Source organism: Marivita sp., assembly GCF_051859345.1.
Taxonomy (GTDB): Bacteria; Pseudomonadota; Alphaproteobacteria; order Rhodobacterales; family Rhodobacteraceae; genus Marivita.
Genome location: NZ_JBHYFV010000003.1, coordinates 53,655 through 71,320 on the forward strand (window position 1 = coordinate 53,655; position 17,666 = coordinate 71,320).

Below are 17,666 nucleotides of genomic sequence, written 5' to 3' on the forward strand. Positions count from 1 at the left end.
GGATGGCCGCCAATCCCGAACCCGAAGACCGTGATATCGTGACGGAACCCAGCCCGGCGGTGCCTGTTGCCCCGGTGCGCAAACGCTTTACCCTGTCACCGCTGAACCAGCGGCGGTGGAACAACTTCAAGCGCAATCGCCGCGCGTTCTGGTCGCTGATCATCTTCTGCGTGCTGTTCGGGCTGTCCCTGCTGGCCGAGTTCATCGCCAACGACAAACCGATCCTCGTGCAGTATCGCGGCGAATTTTACACACCGATCTTCAACTTCTACGCCGAGACCGATTTCGGCGGGGATTTCCGGACCGAAGCCGCCTATCGCGATCCCGAGGTGCAATGCCTGATCCGCACGGGTGGGCTGGAGGAGTGTTTCGACGATCCCGAAGGCCTGATCCAGCAGGTCGATGACGGCATGGTTCTGGATGGCGATTTCCAGAAAGGCTGGTCGATCTGGCCGCCGATTCCCTATGATTTCCAGACCCCGGTGGACCGACCGGGTGCCGCCCCCCTGCCCCCGAACGAGCAAAACTGGCTGGGCACCGACGATACCAAGCGCGATGTGATGGCGCGGGTGATCTATGGCTTCCGGTTGTCGATCCTGTTCACTCTGATCGTCACCGTGCTTGCCAGCGTGGTGGGGATCGTCGCGGGCGCGTTGCAGGGTTATTTCGGCGGCTGGCTTGACCTGATCTTCCAGCGGATCATCGAGATATGGTCCTCGACCCCGTCACTTTACATCATCATCATTCTCTTCGCGATATTGGGGCGCAGTTTCTGGCTTCTTGTGTTTCTCACAGTGCTGTTCGGCTGGACCGCGCTGGTCGGTGTGGTGCGGGCGGAATTCCTGCGCGCGCGGAACCTTGAATATGTGCGTGCGGCCAAGGCGTTGGGGGTGAGCAACACGACGATCATGTTCCGGCACATGCTGCCCAACGCGATGGTGGCGACGCTGACAATGCTGCCCTTCATCGTGACCGGCACCATCAGCACGCTGGCCGGTCTCGACTTTCTCGGCTTCGGCCTGCCCTCTTCAGCCCCCTCGCTGGGGGAGTTGACGCTTCAGGCCAAGCAGAACCTGCAAGCGCCGTGGCTGGGCTTTACCGCGTTCTTCGTTTTTGCGCTGATGCTGTCGCTTCTGGTGTTCATCTTCGAAGGTGTGCGCGACGCGTTTGACCCGAGAAAGACCTTTTCATGAGCAATATCCTTGAGGTCAGCGATCTGAGCGTCGGGTTCCGGCAGGACGGTCAGACAGTACCCGCGGTGCGTGGTGTGTCCTTTCACATCAAACGCGGCGAGACCGTCGCGCTGGTGGGCGAATCCGGGTCGGGCAAGTCGGTGACGGCCCTGTCCACGGTGTCGCTGCTGGGCGATTCCGCGCGGGTGGCGGGGTCTGTGCTTTACAACGGCGAAGAGATGGTCGGCGCGGATGACGCGCAGTTGCGGCGCATCCGGGGCAATGACATCAGCTTTATCTTTCAGGAGCCGATGACATCGCTCAACCCGCTGCACACTTTGGAAAAGCAGTTGGCCGAATCGCTGGCCTTGCACCAGGGTCTTGCCGGTGATGCGGCGCGGGTGCGGATCATTGAATTGCTGAACAAGGTCGGTATCCGCGACCCCGAAAGCCGTCTTGGGGCGTATCCACACCAGTTGTCCGGTGGTCAGAGACAGCGCGTGATGATCGCGATGGCGCTCGCGAACGGGCCGGAATTGTTGATCGCAGACGAGCCGACAACGGCGCTGGACGTGACGATTCAGGCGCAGATTCTGCAATTGCTGTCCGATCTGAAACAGGCCGAGGACATGAGCCTGCTGTTCATCACTCACGACCTTGGAATCGTGCGCAAGATCGCGGACCGCGTCTGTGTGATGAAGGATGGCGAGATCGTCGAGACAGGGCCGACCAAAGAACTGTTCCGCAATCCGCAGCACCCCTACACACAGATGCTGCTGAGCGCGGAATCCACAGGATCGCCCGATCCGGTCAAGGACGACGCGGAAGAGATTGCGCGCACGGACAACCTCAAGATCTGGTTCCCTATTCAGCAGGGTTTCATGAAACGCACCGTCGGCTATGTGAAAGCCGTCAACGACGCGACCATTGCGGTGCGGGCCGGGGAAACCGTGGGAATCGTGGGCGAGTCCGGTTCAGGAAAAACGACGCTGGCGCTTGCGATCATGCGGCTGATCCAATCCGAGGGCGGGATCACCTATCGCGGCGAAAACGTGCGGGATTGGTCGACGCGGCGGTTGCGGCGGTTGCGCAGCGAGATGCAGATCGTGTTTCAGGATCCCTATGGGTCGCTCAGCCCGCGCATGACGTGTGAGCAGATCATTGCAGAGGGACTTGGCGTTCACGGATCGCCAGACGGGCGGTCAGACAGGGAACTGGTGACCGAGGTGATGGTCGAAGTGGGTCTTGATCCGACGACGATGCACCGCTACCCGCACGAATTTTCCGGCGGTCAGCGGCAGCGTATCGCGATTGCCCGCGCAATGGTGCTGCGTCCCAAGCTGGTGGTGCTGGACGAACCGACATCGGCTTTGGACATGACGGTTCAGGTGCAGATCGTGAACCTGCTGCGGGATCTGCAACGCAAATACGATCTGGCCTACCTGTTCATCAGCCACGACCTGAAAGTTGTACGCGCGATGTCACACAAGGTGATCGTCATGAAAGCGGGTGACGTGGTGGAATACGGCTCTGCGGAAGACGTGTTTACGAATCCGCAGACGGAATACACCAAGACCCTAATGGCCGCAGCGTTCGATCTGGCGAGTTAGATCGCGGAGCTATGCCCCGCTGAGGACAGATCATACGCGTCGAAACTGCGCGCGATGATTCTGGTCAGGGGACGCGCACCCGGTGGCACAAAAAGACCGGTGTCATCGACAACGAGAAGGTCCTCGAACGCGCTGTTTGTGCGTTCGAGAATGCCGCGTATCTCGGTTTCGGTGGTGTTGTAGTCCCGCACCAATTCCGACGTATCCACCCGGAAGTCGCACATCAGCATTTCGATCATCCGCGCGCGCAGCTTGTCCTGTTCGCTAAAGCTATGGCCGCGCACGGTCGAAAACGCGTGGGCGCGAATGGCTTTTGTATAGGCAGACGTGGCGGGCGCATTTTGCGCATAGCCCTGCGGGAAGCGCGAGATCGACGACGCGCCAAGCCCGACAAGCACATCCGAGGTGTCGTCGGTATAACCCTGAAAATTGCGCCGCAGCGTTCCGTTGCGCGCGGCGACAGACAGGCCGTCTTCCTTGGTGGCGAAATGGTCGATGCCGATTTCATCGTAATTGTCCCACACGAACAGCTTGCGCGCTGTTTCGAACAGGTCCAGCCGATCATCCGGACGCGGCAGAGCATCCGAGGGAATCATCTGCTGGCGCTTGGCCATCCACGGCACATGTGCATAGCCGTAAAGGGCAACCCGGTCCGGCGAGAGCGACAGGAGCTTCTGCACCGAATCCACGATCTTGCTGCGCGTCTGATGCGGCAGGCCATACAGAATATCGGCATTGAGGCTTTGGATGCCCCGGTCGCGGATCATGTCGACGGCGCGTTTGGTGGTCTCGAAGCTTTGTTCACGACCGATGGTCTTCTGGATCTCGGGATCAAAATCCTGAACCCCGATCGACGCGCGATTCATCCCGGCCTCGAACAGCGCATCAAGGCGCGCGGCATCAATCTCGTTCGGGTCTATCTCGACCGAGAATTCGTAATTGTCTGCGAAATCCGCAACTTCACGCACCGTTGCGGACAAATCCCGCATGTGGTCGGGTGACAGAAGCGTGGGCGTGCCGCCGCCCCAATGCAGCCGGGACAGACGAACACCGCGCGGCAGATGCCGTTTGAGAAGCGACAGTTCATCCTTGAGCGTCTCGACGTAGGCCGTGACCGGTTCGCCGCTGGCCGTGCCTTGCGTCCGGCAGGCACAGAACCAGCAGAGACGGCGACAAAACGGCACATGCAGGTATAGCGATATGTCCGAGTTTTCCGGAATCGCTTGTATCCAATCCGAGAAATTCGTCGGTGTTACGTCGTTTTTGAAGTGTGGAGACGTCGGATAACTCGTATAACGAGGTACCTTCGCGTCGAATAGTCCCAACCGGGAAAGTTGTGTTCTCGCTACCATATGCATACCATTAGAATCGTTGCGAACACGCAGCTTTGATACAGATCAAGACCGGACACATGTTGAAAGAAGACAGCCTCTCCATCACGCAAGATTGCAATGATTGCCCGATCCGCCACCGCGCTGTTTGCGCGAGATGCGAATCGGACGAACTCGATCGGCTTGAAGAGATCAAGTACTACCGTCGGTTCGAGGCTGGTCAGACCGTGATCTGGTCCGGTGACCGGATGGACTTTGTCGGTTCAGTCGTGTCCGGGATCGCAACGCTTACCCAGACGATGGAAGACGGCCGCACGCAGATGGTCGGCCTGTTGCTGCCCAGCGATTTCGTTGGCCGTCCGGGGCGCGCGATGGCGGCCTATGATGTGGTGGCGACCACAGACATGGTGATGTGCTGCTTCCGCAAGGCTCCGTTCGAGGACCTGATGGAGCGTACGCCGCATATTGCACAGCGTTTGTTGCAGATGACTTTGGATGAACTGGATGCCGCGCGGGAGTGGATGCTGGTCTTGGGGCGTAAGACCGCGCGTGAAAAGATTGCATCGCTGTTGTCGATCATCGCAAGACGCGATGCGTCGCTGAACCTTGGTCGGCTGGTGGGCCCGGTCACGTTTGACCTGCCCCTCACCCGCGAGGCGATGGCGGATTACCTTGGACTGACGCTTGAGACCGTGTCTCGGCAGGTGTCGGCGTTGCGCAAGGACGGGATCATCACGCTTGAAGGCAAGCGCCACATCACCGTACCGGACATGAGCGTGCTTCTCGAAGAGGCCGGGGATGACACGGATGGCGGGATGCTCGTCTGACGATTACTGGTTCATCGCCACAACATAACCAACACCTGCAGCGGCAATCAAACCGACAACCACCGCAAATCCGATTTTCCAGGCCGACCACGGGCGTTCGCCCTGCACGGCACCGGTACGCCCGTTGACGACAAAGCGATAGCTTTTGCCACGGTACTTGTAGGCGGCCAGCCAGACCGGCAGCAGAATGTGTTTGAACGTCACATCCGACACTTGGGTGTCGATGCTGTGAATGCGCTGACGGTCGCCGCCGATGTCGAACTTCACATCCCGCGTGATGACACGATCCATGTAGCCGCGCGCTTCGACGAATCCGTCTTTAAGCTCAACGCTGTAGGCTTCTGCGCGAAACCCGGCAAGAAATTCGGGGTGATATGGTTCAAGCGCGGACAGGTCCCACGGTTCAAGCGCATCCGTATAGCGTTTCGGCAGAGACTGCGATGCGAGCACCAGCACGTCATCAAAAAACCGCGCCACACGGCCCGACGCGGGCCGCCACCGGACCTTGGCCACACGGACGGTTTCGGTCTTGCCATTTCTTTGCACGCGCCGGGTTTCGTAGTAAACTGTGCCGTGTTCACCCCGGTAGGACGATTTGGTGTCGGCATCGAAGGTCCAGTAGGGCACATAGATCCCGGTCATCTTGCGGCCCTTGCGGGCATAGTCCTGTAGTCCGTTCGGCGCGAACCACAGGCGGCCAAGCCAGTCGGTCATCGCGTCCCGCGCCGTTGTCTCGTCCAGCGCAAAAGGCAAGAGTCCCTTGGGTTTGATATGCCTGCTGTTGCCGGTGTCGGCCACCACCGGTGTTGCACAGAACGGGCATTCGGCGGCATGCACGCCGGGGTCGAATTCGACCTGCGCGGCGCAGTTCGGGCATTTGGAAATCCGCGTTTCTTCCATCTCTTGCGAGGAAAGGCGGTTTGCGATGGCCGCGTCGAAGTCGATTTCACGGATGCTTTTGCTGCTCCAGGGCCCGGTGCCAGAGATTTCACCGACGTTGCCGCAATGATCGCACAGCAATTGACCGCGTTCCGGGTCAAATCGGAAATCGGCACCGCATTGGTCGCAGGGGAAGCGGTGTTCTTCCACGGGTGCGGTGAGCGTATCCTCGGACAAGGTAACTGTCCCCTGCTTCTTCTTTTTTCAAATATGCAAACTGGTGCAACCGAAGGTCAGGCACCCGGCGGTGGTGGTGGGAGAACCGTGAAGAGCTGTGCCAGTTCCATCACATCCTCGGCCTTTTTCCAGCCGTCCTGACCGGCGGTCCAGACATAGCTTTCGCGAGTCAGGGCGCCTTCTGTGGCCATTCGGCCCATGGCGGCCTTGGAAAACGGCCCCCGTGTTTCGCCATTCTCGGCGACATGCCAGACATGTTCGACGGGCGGCGGCGGTGGCATCTGGCGCGACACGGGTGCCGCCCCCTGAAGCTGTGGTGCGGTCCCCCAGGGGCCTGATTGCGCTGCGGCGGCGTGGCCGATCTGCATTCCGAGGCCGGCGCCCAAGCCTGCCTGAATGGCGGCGGCTCCTGCCCCGTCTTTTCCCAGTGCTTCGGCAGCCTGAAACTGCATGTATTGGTTCAGGTTTCCGATCACCCCCATGGAGGAGCGTTTGTCGAGGACATCTTCGACAGCCGGGGGCAAAGAGATGTTTTCGATATAGAGTTCGGGCAGTTCCAGACCGTAATCCGCCAGCGTCGGCGCGATTTCCTTGGCCAGCAATTGCCCCAGTTCGCGGGTGTTCGCCGCCATGTCGAGAACCGGGATACCGGCCCGCGCGATGGTGCGAGAGAATTCCTGAACAATGATGTTGCGGATCTGGAAGCTGATCTCGTCCATGGTGAATTCGCCGTCAGTGCCGACGATTTCCGACAGGAACCTTGCCGGGTCGGTGACACGGACCGAATATGTCCCGAAGGCGCGCAGACGCACCGGGCCGAATTCCGGGTCGCGGCAGATGATCGGATTCTTGGTGCCCCATTTCAGATCCTGAAAGCGGGTGGTGTTGACGTAATAGACCTCGGACTTGAAGGGCGACCGAAAGCCGTGATCCCAATGCTGAAGGCTGGTCATGATCGGCATGTTGTTGGTTTCAAGCATGTAGAGCCCCGGCGTAAACACATCCGCCAATTGCCCTTCATGCACAAACACCGCCGCCTGCCCTTCGCGCACGGTCAGCTTTGCGCCGTACTTGATTTCGTGGCCTTCGCGTTCAAACCGCCAAACCATGGTATCGCGCGTGTCATCGGTCCAGTGAATGACGTCGATGAATTGGCCGCTCAGGAAATCGAAAATGGGCATCTGTGGTCTCCGTTAAGTCAACTTGGTCCGCCGCCTGTCAATTCCGCAGCTATGGTCTGTATGATGGGTCGGGCCTCATCGGCAGACATGCCGGGGGTGAGACGGGGGTCGTAGAGGATTTTCAAAAGCAATTCGTCATGCGTGGTCAGAAGCGCGAATTCTTCGTCGTCGTTAAAGATCGACGGGCGCGCGTTCGGGTGGTCATTGGCAAGGCCAAGCCCCTGCGCCACTTCTTCATGGAAACAGGCGCGACGGGTCAGATCAGGGTGTTCCGTCCGCACCAATGCAACGGCCTGACGGTAGGCGCTGCTGGCCGAAGTGCCCGAAAAAGCAACGACAAGGCAGTGAATCGGGCGCGGCAGGTTGAGGAAAATCGCGCGACTAGAGGCCTCCATTCCGGGGGCAATGCGGTCAAGCGTTTCGCGAAGCTGTTCCCTGTCATCTTCGCCCATCACGAGAATGTGGAAGTTTGGCAGTGATGAGACCAGCGAAATGGAATGCCCCGAAACACGCGCCAATCGGCGGGTGTATTCATCAAGCGTCTGGCGATCCTGCGCCTGTTTCTCTTTCGACAGGCTATCGCCGAAGGTGACGCCAACGCGCACCGGGGCAACCCATTTCTTGATCTCGCCCAATGCGCCGCTGGAGGGCTGGAGACCTGCCCCACGGGTGTATTCCTCGGCCAGTGCGATCTGCTCGAAGTTTCGCGAGAGCATGACGTCGGTAAACGGAGTATCGACGCCACCGCCATCCACACGCAAGAGGCCGCGGGTCAGAAGGTCTTGTTGCACGCGCGCGTAATAGCGGCGCAGATCGAGCGCCTGGGCAGACGGTTCTGGCGATTCTGGCGTGGCGTCGACCAGTCGATCCGGTCGCGCCTGGGGTTTGGTGTCTGCCGGGATATTGTCCGTCAGAAACGGATCACATGCCGACAGGGCCGCAAGCGCGGCGCAGGACCACAGGATATGAGACCAGCGCCGGAACATGCGGTCACTGGTCCGGCATCGAAGCGGCTGTTGTGTCGCCGATACCGTCCTTGCGCGCCTTGGCCGAAGCCAGCGTGTCGCGCAGATCTGCTTCCATTTTCTTGAGCTCCTGCTCGGCTGCGGCACGTTTTGCCTTGCCTTCGTCTGCGATTTGCAGACTTTCCTGAATGGTGCCGATCAGATCGGCGTTGGCCTGTTTGACGGCTTCGATATCGAACACGCCTCGCTCCATCTCTTCGCGGATCAGCTTGTTGCTGTCGCGCAGGTTCTTGGCGTTCGAGGTCAGCAGTTCGTTGGTCAGGTCGTTGGCGTCGCGCACCGCAGCGGCCGCTTCGGCAGAGCGCTGAATGGTGACGGCCTGCGCCAGTTGCGTTTCCCAAAGCGGCACGGTGTTGACGAGTGTCGAATTGATCTTGGTGACCAGCGACTTGTCGTTTTCCTGAACCAGACGGATCGACGGCAGCGATTGCATCGTCACCTGGCGGGTCAGCTTGAGATCGTGGACCCGGCGTTCCAGATCGTCCCGCGCCGCGCGCAGATCGCGCAGTTCCTGAGCTTTCATCACCTGATCCGCTTCGGCGGCGGCCTGTACCTCGGCATCCTTGGCCGGAATGTCGTTTGCATCCAGTTCCTGAAGTTTTTCTTCACCCGCGGCAATATAAAGCGCCAATTCATCGTAGAATTGCAGCGTCTTGTCATAAAGCAGGTCAAGCGACTTGATATCCTTGAGCAGCGTATGTTCGTGCTTGAGAAGATCGTCCGTGATCCGGTCGATCTGGCCCTGCACCTTTTCGAATTTCGCGGTGAATTTCGCGAAAGGGGCGGTCCGTCCGAGCAGTTTTTCCCACCAGCTGCGTTCGCGGCGCACATCGAGTTCGGAGACCGAGAACCCCCGGATGGTGCTGACGATGCCACGCAGGCTGTCACCTGCCGGGCCCACATCCTTGTTGCGGACATCCGCCAGCATGGCTTGCGAGATTTCCTGCAATTCGGCCTGCGCGTTCGAGCCGAAAGAGACGATGGACTGGGTGTCGCCCATGTCGATCTCTGCCATGCGGGACCGTATCTCTTGACTGACAACCGGATCGGCCTGCGACAAGGGCACAACGGCATCAACCGCCTTGGGTTCTGGCAGAATGACGGCGTTGACTTCTTCAACCATGGCAAGCGTATCTTGCGCTTTGGCGCGGACTGTTTCAGACATCTGGGTTCCCTCTAAAACTCATTTCTAGTCTATTTCAATGCGCGATCAATTCGAACGCCTTCGCGCTGCAATCGGTCGCGCAGAACATCAATTTCAACTGTCAGATCGGATCGGTCATCCAGAAGCATCTTTCGTGTGCGGGCCGAAAAGTTCTTTTCCAGGTCGTCCAGCAGGGATTCGTAATCGGCGCGGGCCTGCGGGTCGTTTGTCCTGGCATAGACATCCGCGAACTTGATCGTCGCATCGCGCGCGCCCATCAGGTAAACGCTCAGGTACTTTTTTGCCCCGGTAAGATCGCGCGGGTCTTCCTCGACGGTGCGAAACAGGTCTTTTGCCGTGGTTTGAAACCGCTCTACCCGTGAGATCATCCGCCGATCCCCGGATCGCGTGATGGCGTCGCGCATGGCGGCAAGATGGGCTTCGGCCTCGTCCACGGCGCGGGCAACGCGATCTTGCTGAAAGGTGTCGATCCCCTCCATCCCCTTGTCGCGCATCGGGTCGATGCCAAACGCGCCAAGATGCAGTGCCGTCGCGGCCAAGCCGAAGATGACTGGTGCAACAAGCCCCGGTTCATTCGCAAACGCCGCAATCCCGACACCTGTTCCAGCCAGCACAGAGGCCGCGATCTTGCGCGGAAATCCGGGGCGACGGGACACCTTGCGCGCGTTGTACGCTGCTTCGGCCGTAAGCCCCCCGCGCAAGAGCCACGCCCCCAAAAGAAGCGTGCCCGCGCCGACCAGGCCGATGGCCATTCCGATGGCCCCTTCATTGAGCGACGTAAAGGCCAGCACGATCGGCGGAATGAACAGGATGTTGGACCGCGCGCCAACCGGGTCAACCGACGCGCCTTTGAACCCTTTCGAGGTGCTGTCATCTGAAGACGGAGAGGACGTTCCGTCGGGGCTATATTTGCCACCAAATCGCTGGGCCATGTCTACAGACCTCCCAGCCAGCCGCTGGTCACCCCGAACAGCACGACAATGAGCAACGCGTAGCAGATTCGCTGCAGGCCGGCACCGGACATGAAAACCCCTTTCCCAAGTGTCGCAAGAAACTTAGGGGATGTGCCAAGGGCTTACTAGGGGGAAGTCGGCACGGATCCGCTCAGGCTGCGCGATTGCGGTTCATCCGATCAAAAAGCAGATCTGTCTGAAGCTCGAAATTATTGCGCCCCCGTGCGATTCCGATTTTTCGCACACGGACTTCGAAGGCATCGACCAGCGCCTGCATCTTGATGTGGAATTTACGGCGCTGGAAGGCGGTGACCTTGCCGTCTGTTCCATCGACAAGCGCGGTCACTTCGGCTTCCATCTTGGTCAGCACCTTGCAGACGGATGGCGCAATTTTCTGCATTGTCGAAGTTTCGAAATCAATTGTGCCCAACAGGCCCAGCACCTTGTTCGCCGCACTGCGCGTGCGTTCGGCCAAATCATCGTCGTGCAGCGCCTCAAGGGTGAACAACAGCCGGTCAAACCGGTCGTCGAAACCCTGATAGATATCCTGACTGACCAGACGCATCCGCGTTGCAGGGTTGTCCATGCCCTTGTCCCGCATCGGATCGAGCCCGAAAGACACAAGACACAGGATAAAGGTCGATATCGCGATCACCAAAGGGATAGCTGGTGTCGCGATTTTCGTGGTCGCCAACAGCCCAACCACCAGAGCCACGATGCAGCTTCCAATCAACTTGAACGGAATCTTGGGTCGGCTCGCCATCTCGGCAGCGTCATAGGCAAGGTGGTGTTTCTGGCCGACCGACAGGCACACAAGCCCGATCGCAAAAAGCATGATGATCAGCAGCGCAGAGGCAAACCCCGCAACGGTCCCGTCCAGAAGCCACAGGATCAGCGGACAGGTTGCCAGAACCATGAAGCCCACGGGAACGTCTTCAACCGGGGCCGTCTGGCCCAAGGCGGCGCTGCGGTTGAAAGCGACGAGACTGTTCATCTGGACGTCCATCACAAGAACCCCAATGCAAAGATCGTGACCCACAACACGGCAAACGCGACCCAGGATGCCATCGCACCCTGAGAACGGAGACGCTGCATCGCGCCACGAAGGGCTTTCGATGTGTCGTCGGCAACGGTGCCAAGGTTCGACAGAACCAAAAGCACTGACGTCACGAGAACAGCGGAAGTGAGAAACGTTATCAACATTCCGCCAATTTCGTCGCGAATCCGGGCGGAAAATGGGCGCTCAGGGGGAAAGATCAGGGAGTCTTTTTAGCCCGATTTGGACGCGGTTTTCTGCGCACCGCATTTCCCTTTGATTTCATTGGCTTACTGGATTCGGCTTCGGGTGCTTTTTCAAGGCCGAGCTGATCGCGCACAACCTTGCGGCGCAGCTCTTCGACGGCGCCTGATTTCAAGGTGCCAAGCTGGAACGGACCATAAGACACCCGGATCAGCCGATTCACCGTCAGTCCAATGTCGGCCACAGCGCGACGAATCTCTCGATTCTTGCCTTCGCGCAGGCCAATCGTCAGCCATGCGTTTGCGCCCTGCTGCCGGTCCAGAGTGACGGTCATGGGTTGAAACCGCTCTCCGTCGATGACCAGACCTTTGCGCAAGGGCTCAAGGCTTTCTTCGGTCGGCTGTCCTTTGACCCGGACACGGTATTTGCGCAGCCAGCCGGTCGAGGGCAGTTCAAGCTTGCGCTTCACACCGCCATCATTGGTCAGCAAAAGCAGCCCTTCGGAGTTCAGGTCAAGCCGCCCAACGCTCATCACACGCGGCATGTCTTCGGGCAGTTTGTCGAAAATCGTATCGCGCCCCTGTTCGTCCTTGGTGGTTGTCACAAGGCCAACCGGCTTGTGATACAGCCAGATCCGTGGTTCGTCCGGGGTGCCGACAACCTTGCCGTTGACGACAACCTTGTCAGCTGGCGTCACATTGAGCGCCGGGCTGTCGATGGTCTTGCCGTTCACGGACACCCTGCCCTGCAGGATCATCTGTTCCGCTTCGCGGCGGCTGGCAAGGCCCGCGCGGGCAATGACTTTGGCGATGCGATCACCGGGGGGCGTGTTCTGTGTCATGTCCAGCGGCTTAGTCCAATTCCCCCACTTGGGAAAGGTGATTGCGCGGGCTATGACGGGCGTATGGTGTTCCGTTCCAATATGTCGCTTGCCATCGAAGAAGCCCGCGAGGCCGCCGCGCGCGGTGAGGTGCCTGTTGGTGCCGTTGTGGTTGCTCCGGATGGAACGATTGTGGCTGCGGCCGGCAATCGGACCCGCGAACTGAACGATCCCACCGCGCATGCGGAAGTGCTGGCGATCCGGGATGCCTGCGCCCTGTTGGGCGTCGAGCGATTGGGCAATCATGACCTTTACGTCACGTTGGAACCTTGCCCGATGTGCGCCGGAGCCATTTCCAACGCGCGCATCAGGCGGCTTTACTATGGAGCACAGGATGCCAAGTCAGGCGGGGTTGCCCACGGCGCACGGGTGTTTTCCCATCCGCAATGCCATCATGCGCCCGAAATCTATGATGGCGTGAATGCAACCGAATCAGAAGCATTGCTGACCGAGTTTTTCGCGGCGATGCGGGGCTCGCAAGAATGACGCGCATTATCCTGTTCAACAAACCGTTCGACGTGTTGTCGCAATTCACCGACACAGGCACCGAAGGCACATCGCGGCGCACCTTGTCCGAGTTCATCGACGTTCCCGGCGTCTATCCCGCCGGGCGTCTGGACAGGGACAGCGAGGGCTTGATGGTCCTGACCGACAATGGAAAGTTGCAGGCCAAGATCAGCAATCCGAAATTCCGATCCCCCAAGACCTACCTTGCGCAGGTCGAAGGGAGTCCCGACGCGGAACAGCTTGACCAGTTGCGCAGGGGTGTCGTTCTCAAGGATGGGCCAACGCGCCCCGCAGAGGTGTCGCTGATCGACCCGCCAGACCTTTGGCCGCGCACGCCGCCGGTGCGATTCCGCAAGACGGTGCCGGACGGATGGATCAGCGTGACCATCACCGAAGGCCGCAACCGACAGGTGCGCCGGATGACAGCACATGTCGGCCTGCCCTGTCTGAGGCTGGTCAGGTGGTCCGTCGGCGAATGGTCTCTGGACGGCATCGCGCCGGGGACGTGGCGGGACGCGTAACCCTTAGAACCACTTGGCCAAAGGCGGCAGGCTCATGAGAACCGCATTGGCGTCATGGCCGGTTTCCAAACCGAACTTGGTGCCCCGGTCATAGACCAGGTTGTATTCGGCATAGAGACCCCGATGCACAAGCTGCGCGTCCTTGTCGGCGTCTGACCAATCCTGCACGCGGCGCTTTTCCACCAGTGGCACATAAGCGGGCAGGAAGGCGCGGCCAATATCCTGCGTCAGGCTGAAATCCGTTTCCCAGTCGCCGGTGTTGTGGTCGTCCATGAAGATGCCGCCGACACCCCGCGCACGGTTGCGGTGCGGGATGTAGAAATACGCGTCCGCCCATTCCTTGAGTCGCGGGTAATAGTCGCCGCCATGCGGGTCGAGATGCGCCTTTTGCGTGGCGTGAAAATGCTGTGTGTCCTCGGCATACTCGATACAGGGGTTCAGATCGGACCCGCCACCGAACCACCAGGCATGTGGGGTCCAGAACATACGGGTGTTCATGTGAACGGCAGGGCAATGCGGGTTTTGCATGTGGGCAACAAGGCTGATGCCCGAGGCCCAGAAGCGCGGGTCGTCCTTCATGCCGGGAATGCCCTTGCGCGCGGCCATCGCGTTTTGCGCACGTTCACCCAGCGTGCCGTAGACGGTCGAGACATTGACGCCGATCTTTTCGAACACCCGGCCGCCGCGCATGACGCTCATCAATCCGCCACCGGCGTCCGATCCGTCATCGGATGTCCGCTTTGTCTCTGTCACTTCGAAGCGTCCGGGCGCCGCATCGTGCAAAGGCCCGGTGTCGTGACTGTCTTCCAGTCCTTCAAAGGATGCCACGATCTGATCGCGCAATTCGCGGAACCAGACAGAGGCGCGGGCTTTTTCGGTGTCAAAACTGTCCGTCATATCACTGTCCTATCTTGCTGGCAGGACACTACAACGCGGCACGGGAATCACAAGTCACTCCAAGGGCTTGGTTGTGGGAAAGACGGCGATCAGTGCGCCGGAGCATTCACCGGATCAAGCAGGGTGCGGCCGCCGTCAATGGTCATGATCTGACCGGTGACAAAGCCCGCACCTTCGCAGGACAGGAATTGCACGGCCTGGGCCAGCTCTGCGGGGCTGGCAATGCGGGAAAGCGGCGTGTTCTCTTCGATCTCTTCGCGAAACCCGTCGTTTTCCTTCAGGGCTTGCTTGAGGCTGGCCGACATCACCGACCCCAACGCGACCGAATTCACCCGGATGCGGTATTCGGCCAGGGACACGGCAAGCGAGCGGGTCAACTGGTCCAGAGCCGCCATCGAAACCGAGAAGGCCAGCAGTTCGGGCTGGGTGACTCGCGCGGCAATGGATGACAGGTTCACAATCGCACCCGCCTGCCCCTCGTCCTTGTCTGCCGACTGTTTGATCATGCGTTTGGCAACCATCTGCGACAGGCGGAACGTGTTGGTCACGTTCTGCATCATCAACGCCTCAAGCGTTGTGTCGTCCAGATCAATTGGGTCCGAGGGCAAGACCTGACGGCTGCCGTTGATCAAGATATCCACCCGGTCAAACGCGTCGATGGTGGCGGACAACAGATTGGCCAAGGTCAACCGTTCGCGCAAATCGCCGGCAAAGTAGCGTATGTTACCCTCGTCCTCGGAAATCTCGCCGCATTCATGTGACAGGCGGGCCTCGTCCATGTCGGCGAACATGACGTTGGCACCCTGATCGACAAAGTGGCGCGCGATGGCCAGACCGACGCCGTTGGCGGCACCGGTGACGATCGCTGTCTTGCCTTCGATAGAGAATGACATGGGATGGGCCTCCTTCAGCGCCGCTTTGCGCGCCCGGGTTTGTCGGACGTTCTCGGCTGATCGGCTTGCAGGATCTTGAACCGCGTGTCGCCGTCCAGTTCTTGCACATGAACAAAGCTTGCGGCCAGAGTTGTTTCGTAAGGAAGGTGCCGGTTTGCCACCATCACAAGCGTGCCTTTCGGCTTTAACAGGCGTGCGGCAGAGCGGATGAAGTCCTGTCCAAGCGATGCGTCCGGTGTCCGACTGGTGTGAAACGGGGGGTTTGTGACCACCCAGTCAAGGCTGCCCGGAACACCCCATTTGCCGGCATCTGCCCAATGCAGGGCGACGCGGTCATCTTTCAGGTTCAGACCGGCACATGTCAGCGCGCGATGATCTGCCTCGACCAGATCAATCTGTGTGACTTTGGGCAGGTCCAGAAGATATCTGGTCAGGTAGCCCCACCCACCCCCAAGATCGGCACCATGGCCCTTGAGCGATTTCGGCAGCGCAGCGGCAAGCGCCATTGATCCGGCATCCGGGCCATCCGCCGAGAACACACCGGGCTGGGTGATCCAGCCATCGGTGACCGGCGCAGGATCCGGCAAGGCGCAATCGGCAAAAGCCGTGCCCGCCTTGAACCAGAAGATCTTGCCATGCGCTTTGGACATCTGGCCGTCGAGAGTGACGCGGGACTTGTCGAATTTCAACATGGCGTCGATGCCATCGGTCTTGGCCCCGTCGACGATCACAAGGCCATTCGGCGCAATGGCTTCCGCCTGCGCAATCAAGCCACGGGCCAATTCGCGACTGCGCGGAAGTGTGACATGAACAACATCGGCAGGACCGGTGGCAGCAGTCGTGACGCGCGCGCCCATTGCATCAAAGTGATCGAATGACGGTTTGAAGTTGTGCTGAACGGTCACGTCCCGCACCGGCAAGACACCCAGATCCACGTCTGGATTCGGTTCTAGAAGCACGACACGCGGGGTGTCCGACAGGTCAAGAACGCCTGTCTCGAGGGCATGGGCAAGTCTGGCTAACGTCATGGGAGACCCGGGCGGACCCGGTTATTCCTTTTCCATGGTGCATTGCAGCGGGTGCTGGTGGCGACGCGCGAAATCCATCACCTGCCCCACCTTGGTCTCGGCGATCTCGTGGCTGAACACGCCGACGACGGCAACGCCTTTTTTGTGAACTGTCAGCATGATTTCAAAGGCTTGGGCATGTGTCATCCCGAAGAACCGTTCCAGCACATGCACCACGAATTCCATCGGGGTGTAATCGTCGTTCAGCAGCATCACCTTGTAGAGCGGCGGACGTTTCGTCTTTGCACGCGTCTCAACAACGACGCCGGTGTCGTCGTCCTCGTTTGACGGAGGTCCCGCCTTGGGGCGGGATGACATGTTGTTGGCCGACAAGTGTAGCATGCTTGGGACTGTACCTCGGGTTCCATATCCTAGATGGCTCTATATAACCTGTCCTGACTGCGAGAAAAGAGGCGCGTGGCAAGGATATGGCCCGAAAGCTGCAAACAATCGGTTTCGACGCGGATGACACCCTTTGGCACAACGAACGCTTCTTCAAACTGACGCAGGCGCGTTTCGAAGAGCTTTTGTCGGATTATTCGGATAAATCGCTTCTGCATGACCGGCTTGTCGCCGCTGAGCGACGCAATATCGGTCATTATGGATTCGGGGTGAAGGGCTTTGTCCTGTCGATGATCGAAACCGCAATTGACGTCACGGACGGCGCGGTTCCCGGCCATGTGATCCGCAACATTCTGGACGCGGGGCAGGACATGCTGGCCCATCCCATCGAACTGTTGCCGCATGCGGAAGCAACCGTGTCCGCCTTGGCGGACACCTATCGGCTTGTTCTGATCACCAAGGGCGACCTGCTGCATCAGGAACGCAAGCTGGCGCAATCGGGTCTGGGCGAGCTGTTCGATGACGTGGCCATCGTGTCGGACAAGACCGTCGCAACCTATCAGACCGTCTTTGCGCCACATCCCGGAGGCGTTGCTGCGGCGATGATGGTTGGCAATTCCATGCGCTCGGACGTGGTGCCTGCGGTAGAGGCTGGAAGCTGGGGTGTGTTTGTCCCGCACGATCTTGAATGGGACCTCGAGAAAGCCGATGCCCCGGATAATCCGCGCTTTCGCGAGATCGCGGATCTTGGCGACTTGCCGCCGTTGGTGGCCGAGATCGGTTGACCGAATCTGCCTTATTCCTGCCACATTGGCCTCACTAGTAAGCGAAATCGTCAGCCCCCCAATATGTTGCGCTGCAATGCCGCAAAAATGTGCGGAAAAGGCATAAAAATAAGGACTTTATTGGCAACTTCTCATGTGCTAGCTTAGCCTTAAT

Annotated in this window: 19 protein-coding genes; 6 read left to right on the top strand and 13 right to left on the bottom strand. The window is 59.5% G+C overall.

Translation table 11 applies throughout. From position 1 onward, the window contains the following. Positions 1-2 precede the first annotated feature (2 nt). A complete protein-coding gene (locus ACTIEN_RS03075) occupies positions 3-1,193 on the top strand; it encodes an ABC transporter permease (RefSeq protein ID WP_439521642.1) in 1,191 nt (396 codons plus the stop codon). Further along, positions 1,190-2,782, top strand: a complete 1,593-nt coding sequence (locus ACTIEN_RS03080) for an ABC transporter ATP-binding protein (RefSeq protein ID WP_439521643.1) — start codon at positions 1,190-1,192, stop codon at positions 2,780-2,782. Before ACTIEN_RS03075 ends, ACTIEN_RS03080 begins: the two co-directional genes overlap by 4 nt. Here ACTIEN_RS03080 and hemN read toward each other — a convergent pair. Then, entirely contained in the window at positions 2,779-4,134 is a 1,356-nt protein-coding gene (gene hemN, locus ACTIEN_RS03085; RefSeq protein ID WP_439521644.1) for an oxygen-independent coproporphyrinogen III oxidase, read from the bottom strand. The two genes, ACTIEN_RS03080 and hemN, sit on opposite strands and share 4 nt — an antisense overlap. 59 nt (positions 4,135-4,193) lie before the next feature. On the opposite strand from hemN, the gene fnrL reads away from it, so the two are divergent. Beyond that, positions 4,194-4,940: a transcriptional regulator FnrL gene (gene fnrL, locus ACTIEN_RS03090; RefSeq protein WP_439521645.1), complete on the top strand. Its 747-nt coding sequence runs from the start codon at positions 4,194-4,196 to the stop codon at positions 4,938-4,940. A 3-nt stretch (positions 4,941-4,943) separates the two neighbouring features. On the opposite strand, the gene ACTIEN_RS03095 is transcribed toward fnrL, so the two are convergent. The 8 genes from ACTIEN_RS03095 to ACTIEN_RS03130 all read right to left on the bottom strand — a co-directional run bounded on the left by ACTIEN_RS03095 (position 4,944) and on the right by ACTIEN_RS03130 (position 12,461). Continuing rightward, positions 4,944-6,056, bottom strand: coding sequence for a primosomal protein N' (replication factor Y) - superfamily II helicase (locus ACTIEN_RS03095; protein ID WP_439521646.1), 1,113 nt, complete (start codon positions 6,054-6,056; stop codon positions 4,944-4,946). Positions 6,057-6,112: 56 nt separating this feature from the next. Beyond that, a complete protein-coding gene (locus ACTIEN_RS03100; protein ID WP_439521647.1) occupies positions 6,113-7,237 on the bottom strand; it encodes an SPFH domain-containing protein in 1,125 nt (374 codons plus the stop codon). A 17-nt stretch (positions 7,238-7,254) separates the two neighbouring features. Continuing rightward, positions 7,255-8,223 (bottom strand): DUF2927 domain-containing protein, encoded by a 969-nt coding sequence (locus ACTIEN_RS03105; RefSeq protein ID WP_439521648.1) that lies wholly within the window; start codon positions 8,221-8,223, stop codon positions 7,255-7,257. 4 nt (positions 8,224-8,227) lie between these two features. Next, positions 8,228-9,427 carry a toxic anion resistance protein gene (locus ACTIEN_RS03110; protein WP_439521649.1) on the bottom strand — a complete coding sequence of 400 codons (1,200 nt, stop codon included), beginning with the start codon at positions 9,425-9,427 and terminating at the stop codon, positions 8,228-8,230. Between the two features lie 29 nt (positions 9,428-9,456). Continuing rightward, the gene (locus ACTIEN_RS03115; RefSeq protein WP_439521650.1) at positions 9,457-10,359 is read right to left on the bottom strand and encodes a 5-bromo-4-chloroindolyl phosphate hydrolysis family protein; all 903 of its coding nucleotides are present in this window, start codon (positions 10,357-10,359) and stop codon (positions 9,457-9,459) included. A 172-nt stretch (positions 10,360-10,531) separates the two neighbouring features. Continuing rightward, complete coding sequence (locus ACTIEN_RS03120) at positions 10,532-11,374, bottom strand: hypothetical protein (RefSeq protein ID WP_439521651.1); 843 nt, start codon at positions 11,372-11,374, stop codon at positions 10,532-10,534. A gap of 11 nt (positions 11,375-11,385) precedes the next feature. Further along, a complete protein-coding gene (locus ACTIEN_RS03125; protein WP_439521652.1) occupies positions 11,386-11,583 on the bottom strand; it encodes a hypothetical protein in 198 nt (65 codons plus the stop codon). A gap of 53 nt (positions 11,584-11,636) precedes the next feature. Continuing rightward, on the bottom strand, positions 11,637-12,461 hold the full coding sequence (locus tag ACTIEN_RS03130) for a pseudouridine synthase (protein WP_439521653.1): 825 nt from the start codon (positions 12,459-12,461) through the stop codon (positions 11,637-11,639). 63 nt (positions 12,462-12,524) lie between these two features. Here ACTIEN_RS03130 and ACTIEN_RS03135 point away from each other — a divergent pair, with 63 nt between their 5' ends. After that, a complete protein-coding gene (locus tag ACTIEN_RS03135; protein WP_439521654.1) occupies positions 12,525-12,986 on the top strand; it encodes a nucleoside deaminase in 462 nt (153 codons plus the stop codon). Next, positions 12,983-13,528 carry a pseudouridine synthase gene (locus ACTIEN_RS03140; protein WP_439521655.1) on the top strand — a complete coding sequence of 182 codons (546 nt, stop codon included), beginning with the start codon at positions 12,983-12,985 and terminating at the stop codon, positions 13,526-13,528. Before ACTIEN_RS03135 ends, ACTIEN_RS03140 begins: the two co-directional genes overlap by 4 nt. A gap of 3 nt (positions 13,529-13,531) precedes the next feature. Here the strand turns inward: ACTIEN_RS03140 and hemF are convergent, their stop codons facing one another. From hemF to clpS, 4 genes are all read right to left on the bottom strand, one after another. Then, the gene (gene hemF, locus ACTIEN_RS03145; RefSeq protein ID WP_439521656.1) at positions 13,532-14,425 is read right to left on the bottom strand and encodes an oxygen-dependent coproporphyrinogen oxidase; all 894 of its coding nucleotides are present in this window, start codon (positions 14,423-14,425) and stop codon (positions 13,532-13,534) included. An 89-nt stretch (positions 14,426-14,514) separates the two neighbouring features. Further along, positions 14,515-15,318 (bottom strand): SDR family NAD(P)-dependent oxidoreductase, encoded by an 804-nt coding sequence (locus tag ACTIEN_RS03150; RefSeq protein ID WP_439521657.1) that lies wholly within the window; start codon positions 15,316-15,318, stop codon positions 14,515-14,517. Between the two features lie 14 nt (positions 15,319-15,332). Then, positions 15,333-16,346 carry a class I SAM-dependent methyltransferase gene (locus ACTIEN_RS03155; RefSeq protein ID WP_439521658.1) on the bottom strand — a complete coding sequence of 338 codons (1,014 nt, stop codon included), beginning with the start codon at positions 16,344-16,346 and terminating at the stop codon, positions 15,333-15,335. A 21-nt stretch (positions 16,347-16,367) separates the two neighbouring features. Continuing rightward, positions 16,368-16,703 carry an ATP-dependent Clp protease adapter ClpS gene (gene clpS, locus ACTIEN_RS03160; RefSeq protein WP_439521659.1) on the bottom strand — a complete coding sequence of 112 codons (336 nt, stop codon included), beginning with the start codon at positions 16,701-16,703 and terminating at the stop codon, positions 16,368-16,370. Between the two features lie 110 nt (positions 16,704-16,813). Between clpS and ACTIEN_RS03165 the strand changes: the two genes are divergently transcribed. Next, positions 16,814-17,512 carry an HAD family hydrolase gene (locus ACTIEN_RS03165; RefSeq protein WP_439521660.1) on the top strand — a complete coding sequence of 233 codons (699 nt, stop codon included), beginning with the start codon at positions 16,814-16,816 and terminating at the stop codon, positions 17,510-17,512. Positions 17,513-17,666: the final 154 nt, after the last annotated feature.

What these genes read in the sequence shown, in the direction of transcription:
- ACTIEN_RS03075 (WP_439521642.1), top strand. Translation starts at nt 3, where the DNA reads ATGGCCGCCAATCCCGAACCCGAAGACCGTGATATCGTGACGGAACCC.
- ACTIEN_RS03155 (WP_439521658.1), bottom strand. Translation starts at nt 16,346, where the DNA reads ATGACGTTAGCCAGACTTGCCCATGCCCTCGAGACAGGCGTTCTTGAC.
- ACTIEN_RS03130 (WP_439521653.1), bottom strand. Translation starts at nt 12,461, where the DNA reads ATGACACAGAACACGCCCCCCGGTGATCGCATCGCCAAAGTCATTGCC.
- clpS (WP_439521659.1), bottom strand. Translation starts at nt 16,703, where the DNA reads ATGTCATCCCGCCCCAAGGCGGGACCTCCGTCAAACGAGGACGACGAC.
- ACTIEN_RS03135 (WP_439521654.1), top strand. Translation starts at nt 12,525, where the DNA reads ATGGTGTTCCGTTCCAATATGTCGCTTGCCATCGAAGAAGCCCGCGAG.
- ACTIEN_RS03105 (WP_439521648.1), bottom strand. Translation starts at nt 8,223, where the DNA reads ATGTTCCGGCGCTGGTCTCATATCCTGTGGTCCTGCGCCGCGCTTGCG.
- ACTIEN_RS03110 (WP_439521649.1), bottom strand. Translation starts at nt 9,427, where the DNA reads ATGTCTGAAACAGTCCGCGCCAAAGCGCAAGATACGCTTGCCATGGTT.
- fnrL (WP_439521645.1), top strand. Translation starts at nt 4,194, where the DNA reads ATGTTGAAAGAAGACAGCCTCTCCATCACGCAAGATTGCAATGATTGC.
- ACTIEN_RS03165 (WP_439521660.1), top strand. Translation starts at nt 16,814, where the DNA reads ATGGCCCGAAAGCTGCAAACAATCGGTTTCGACGCGGATGACACCCTT.
- ACTIEN_RS03115 (WP_439521650.1), bottom strand. Translation starts at nt 10,359, where the DNA reads ATGGCCCAGCGATTTGGTGGCAAATATAGCCCCGACGGAACGTCCTCT.
- ACTIEN_RS03125 (WP_439521652.1), bottom strand. Translation starts at nt 11,583, where the DNA reads ATGTTGATAACGTTTCTCACTTCCGCTGTTCTCGTGACGTCAGTGCTT.
- hemN (WP_439521644.1), bottom strand. Translation starts at nt 4,134, where the DNA reads ATGGTAGCGAGAACACAACTTTCCCGGTTGGGACTATTCGACGCGAAG.
- ACTIEN_RS03100 (WP_439521647.1), bottom strand. Translation starts at nt 7,237, where the DNA reads ATGCCCATTTTCGATTTCCTGAGCGGCCAATTCATCGACGTCATTCAC.
- ACTIEN_RS03150 (WP_439521657.1), bottom strand. Translation starts at nt 15,318, where the DNA reads ATGTCATTCTCTATCGAAGGCAAGACAGCGATCGTCACCGGTGCCGCC.
- ACTIEN_RS03080 (WP_439521643.1), top strand. Translation starts at nt 1,190, where the DNA reads ATGAGCAATATCCTTGAGGTCAGCGATCTGAGCGTCGGGTTCCGGCAG.
- ACTIEN_RS03140 (WP_439521655.1), top strand. Translation starts at nt 12,983, where the DNA reads ATGACGCGCATTATCCTGTTCAACAAACCGTTCGACGTGTTGTCGCAA.
- hemF (WP_439521656.1), bottom strand. Translation starts at nt 14,425, where the DNA reads ATGACGGACAGTTTTGACACCGAAAAAGCCCGCGCCTCTGTCTGGTTC.
- ACTIEN_RS03120 (WP_439521651.1), bottom strand. Translation starts at nt 11,374, where the DNA reads ATGAACAGTCTCGTCGCTTTCAACCGCAGCGCCGCCTTGGGCCAGACG.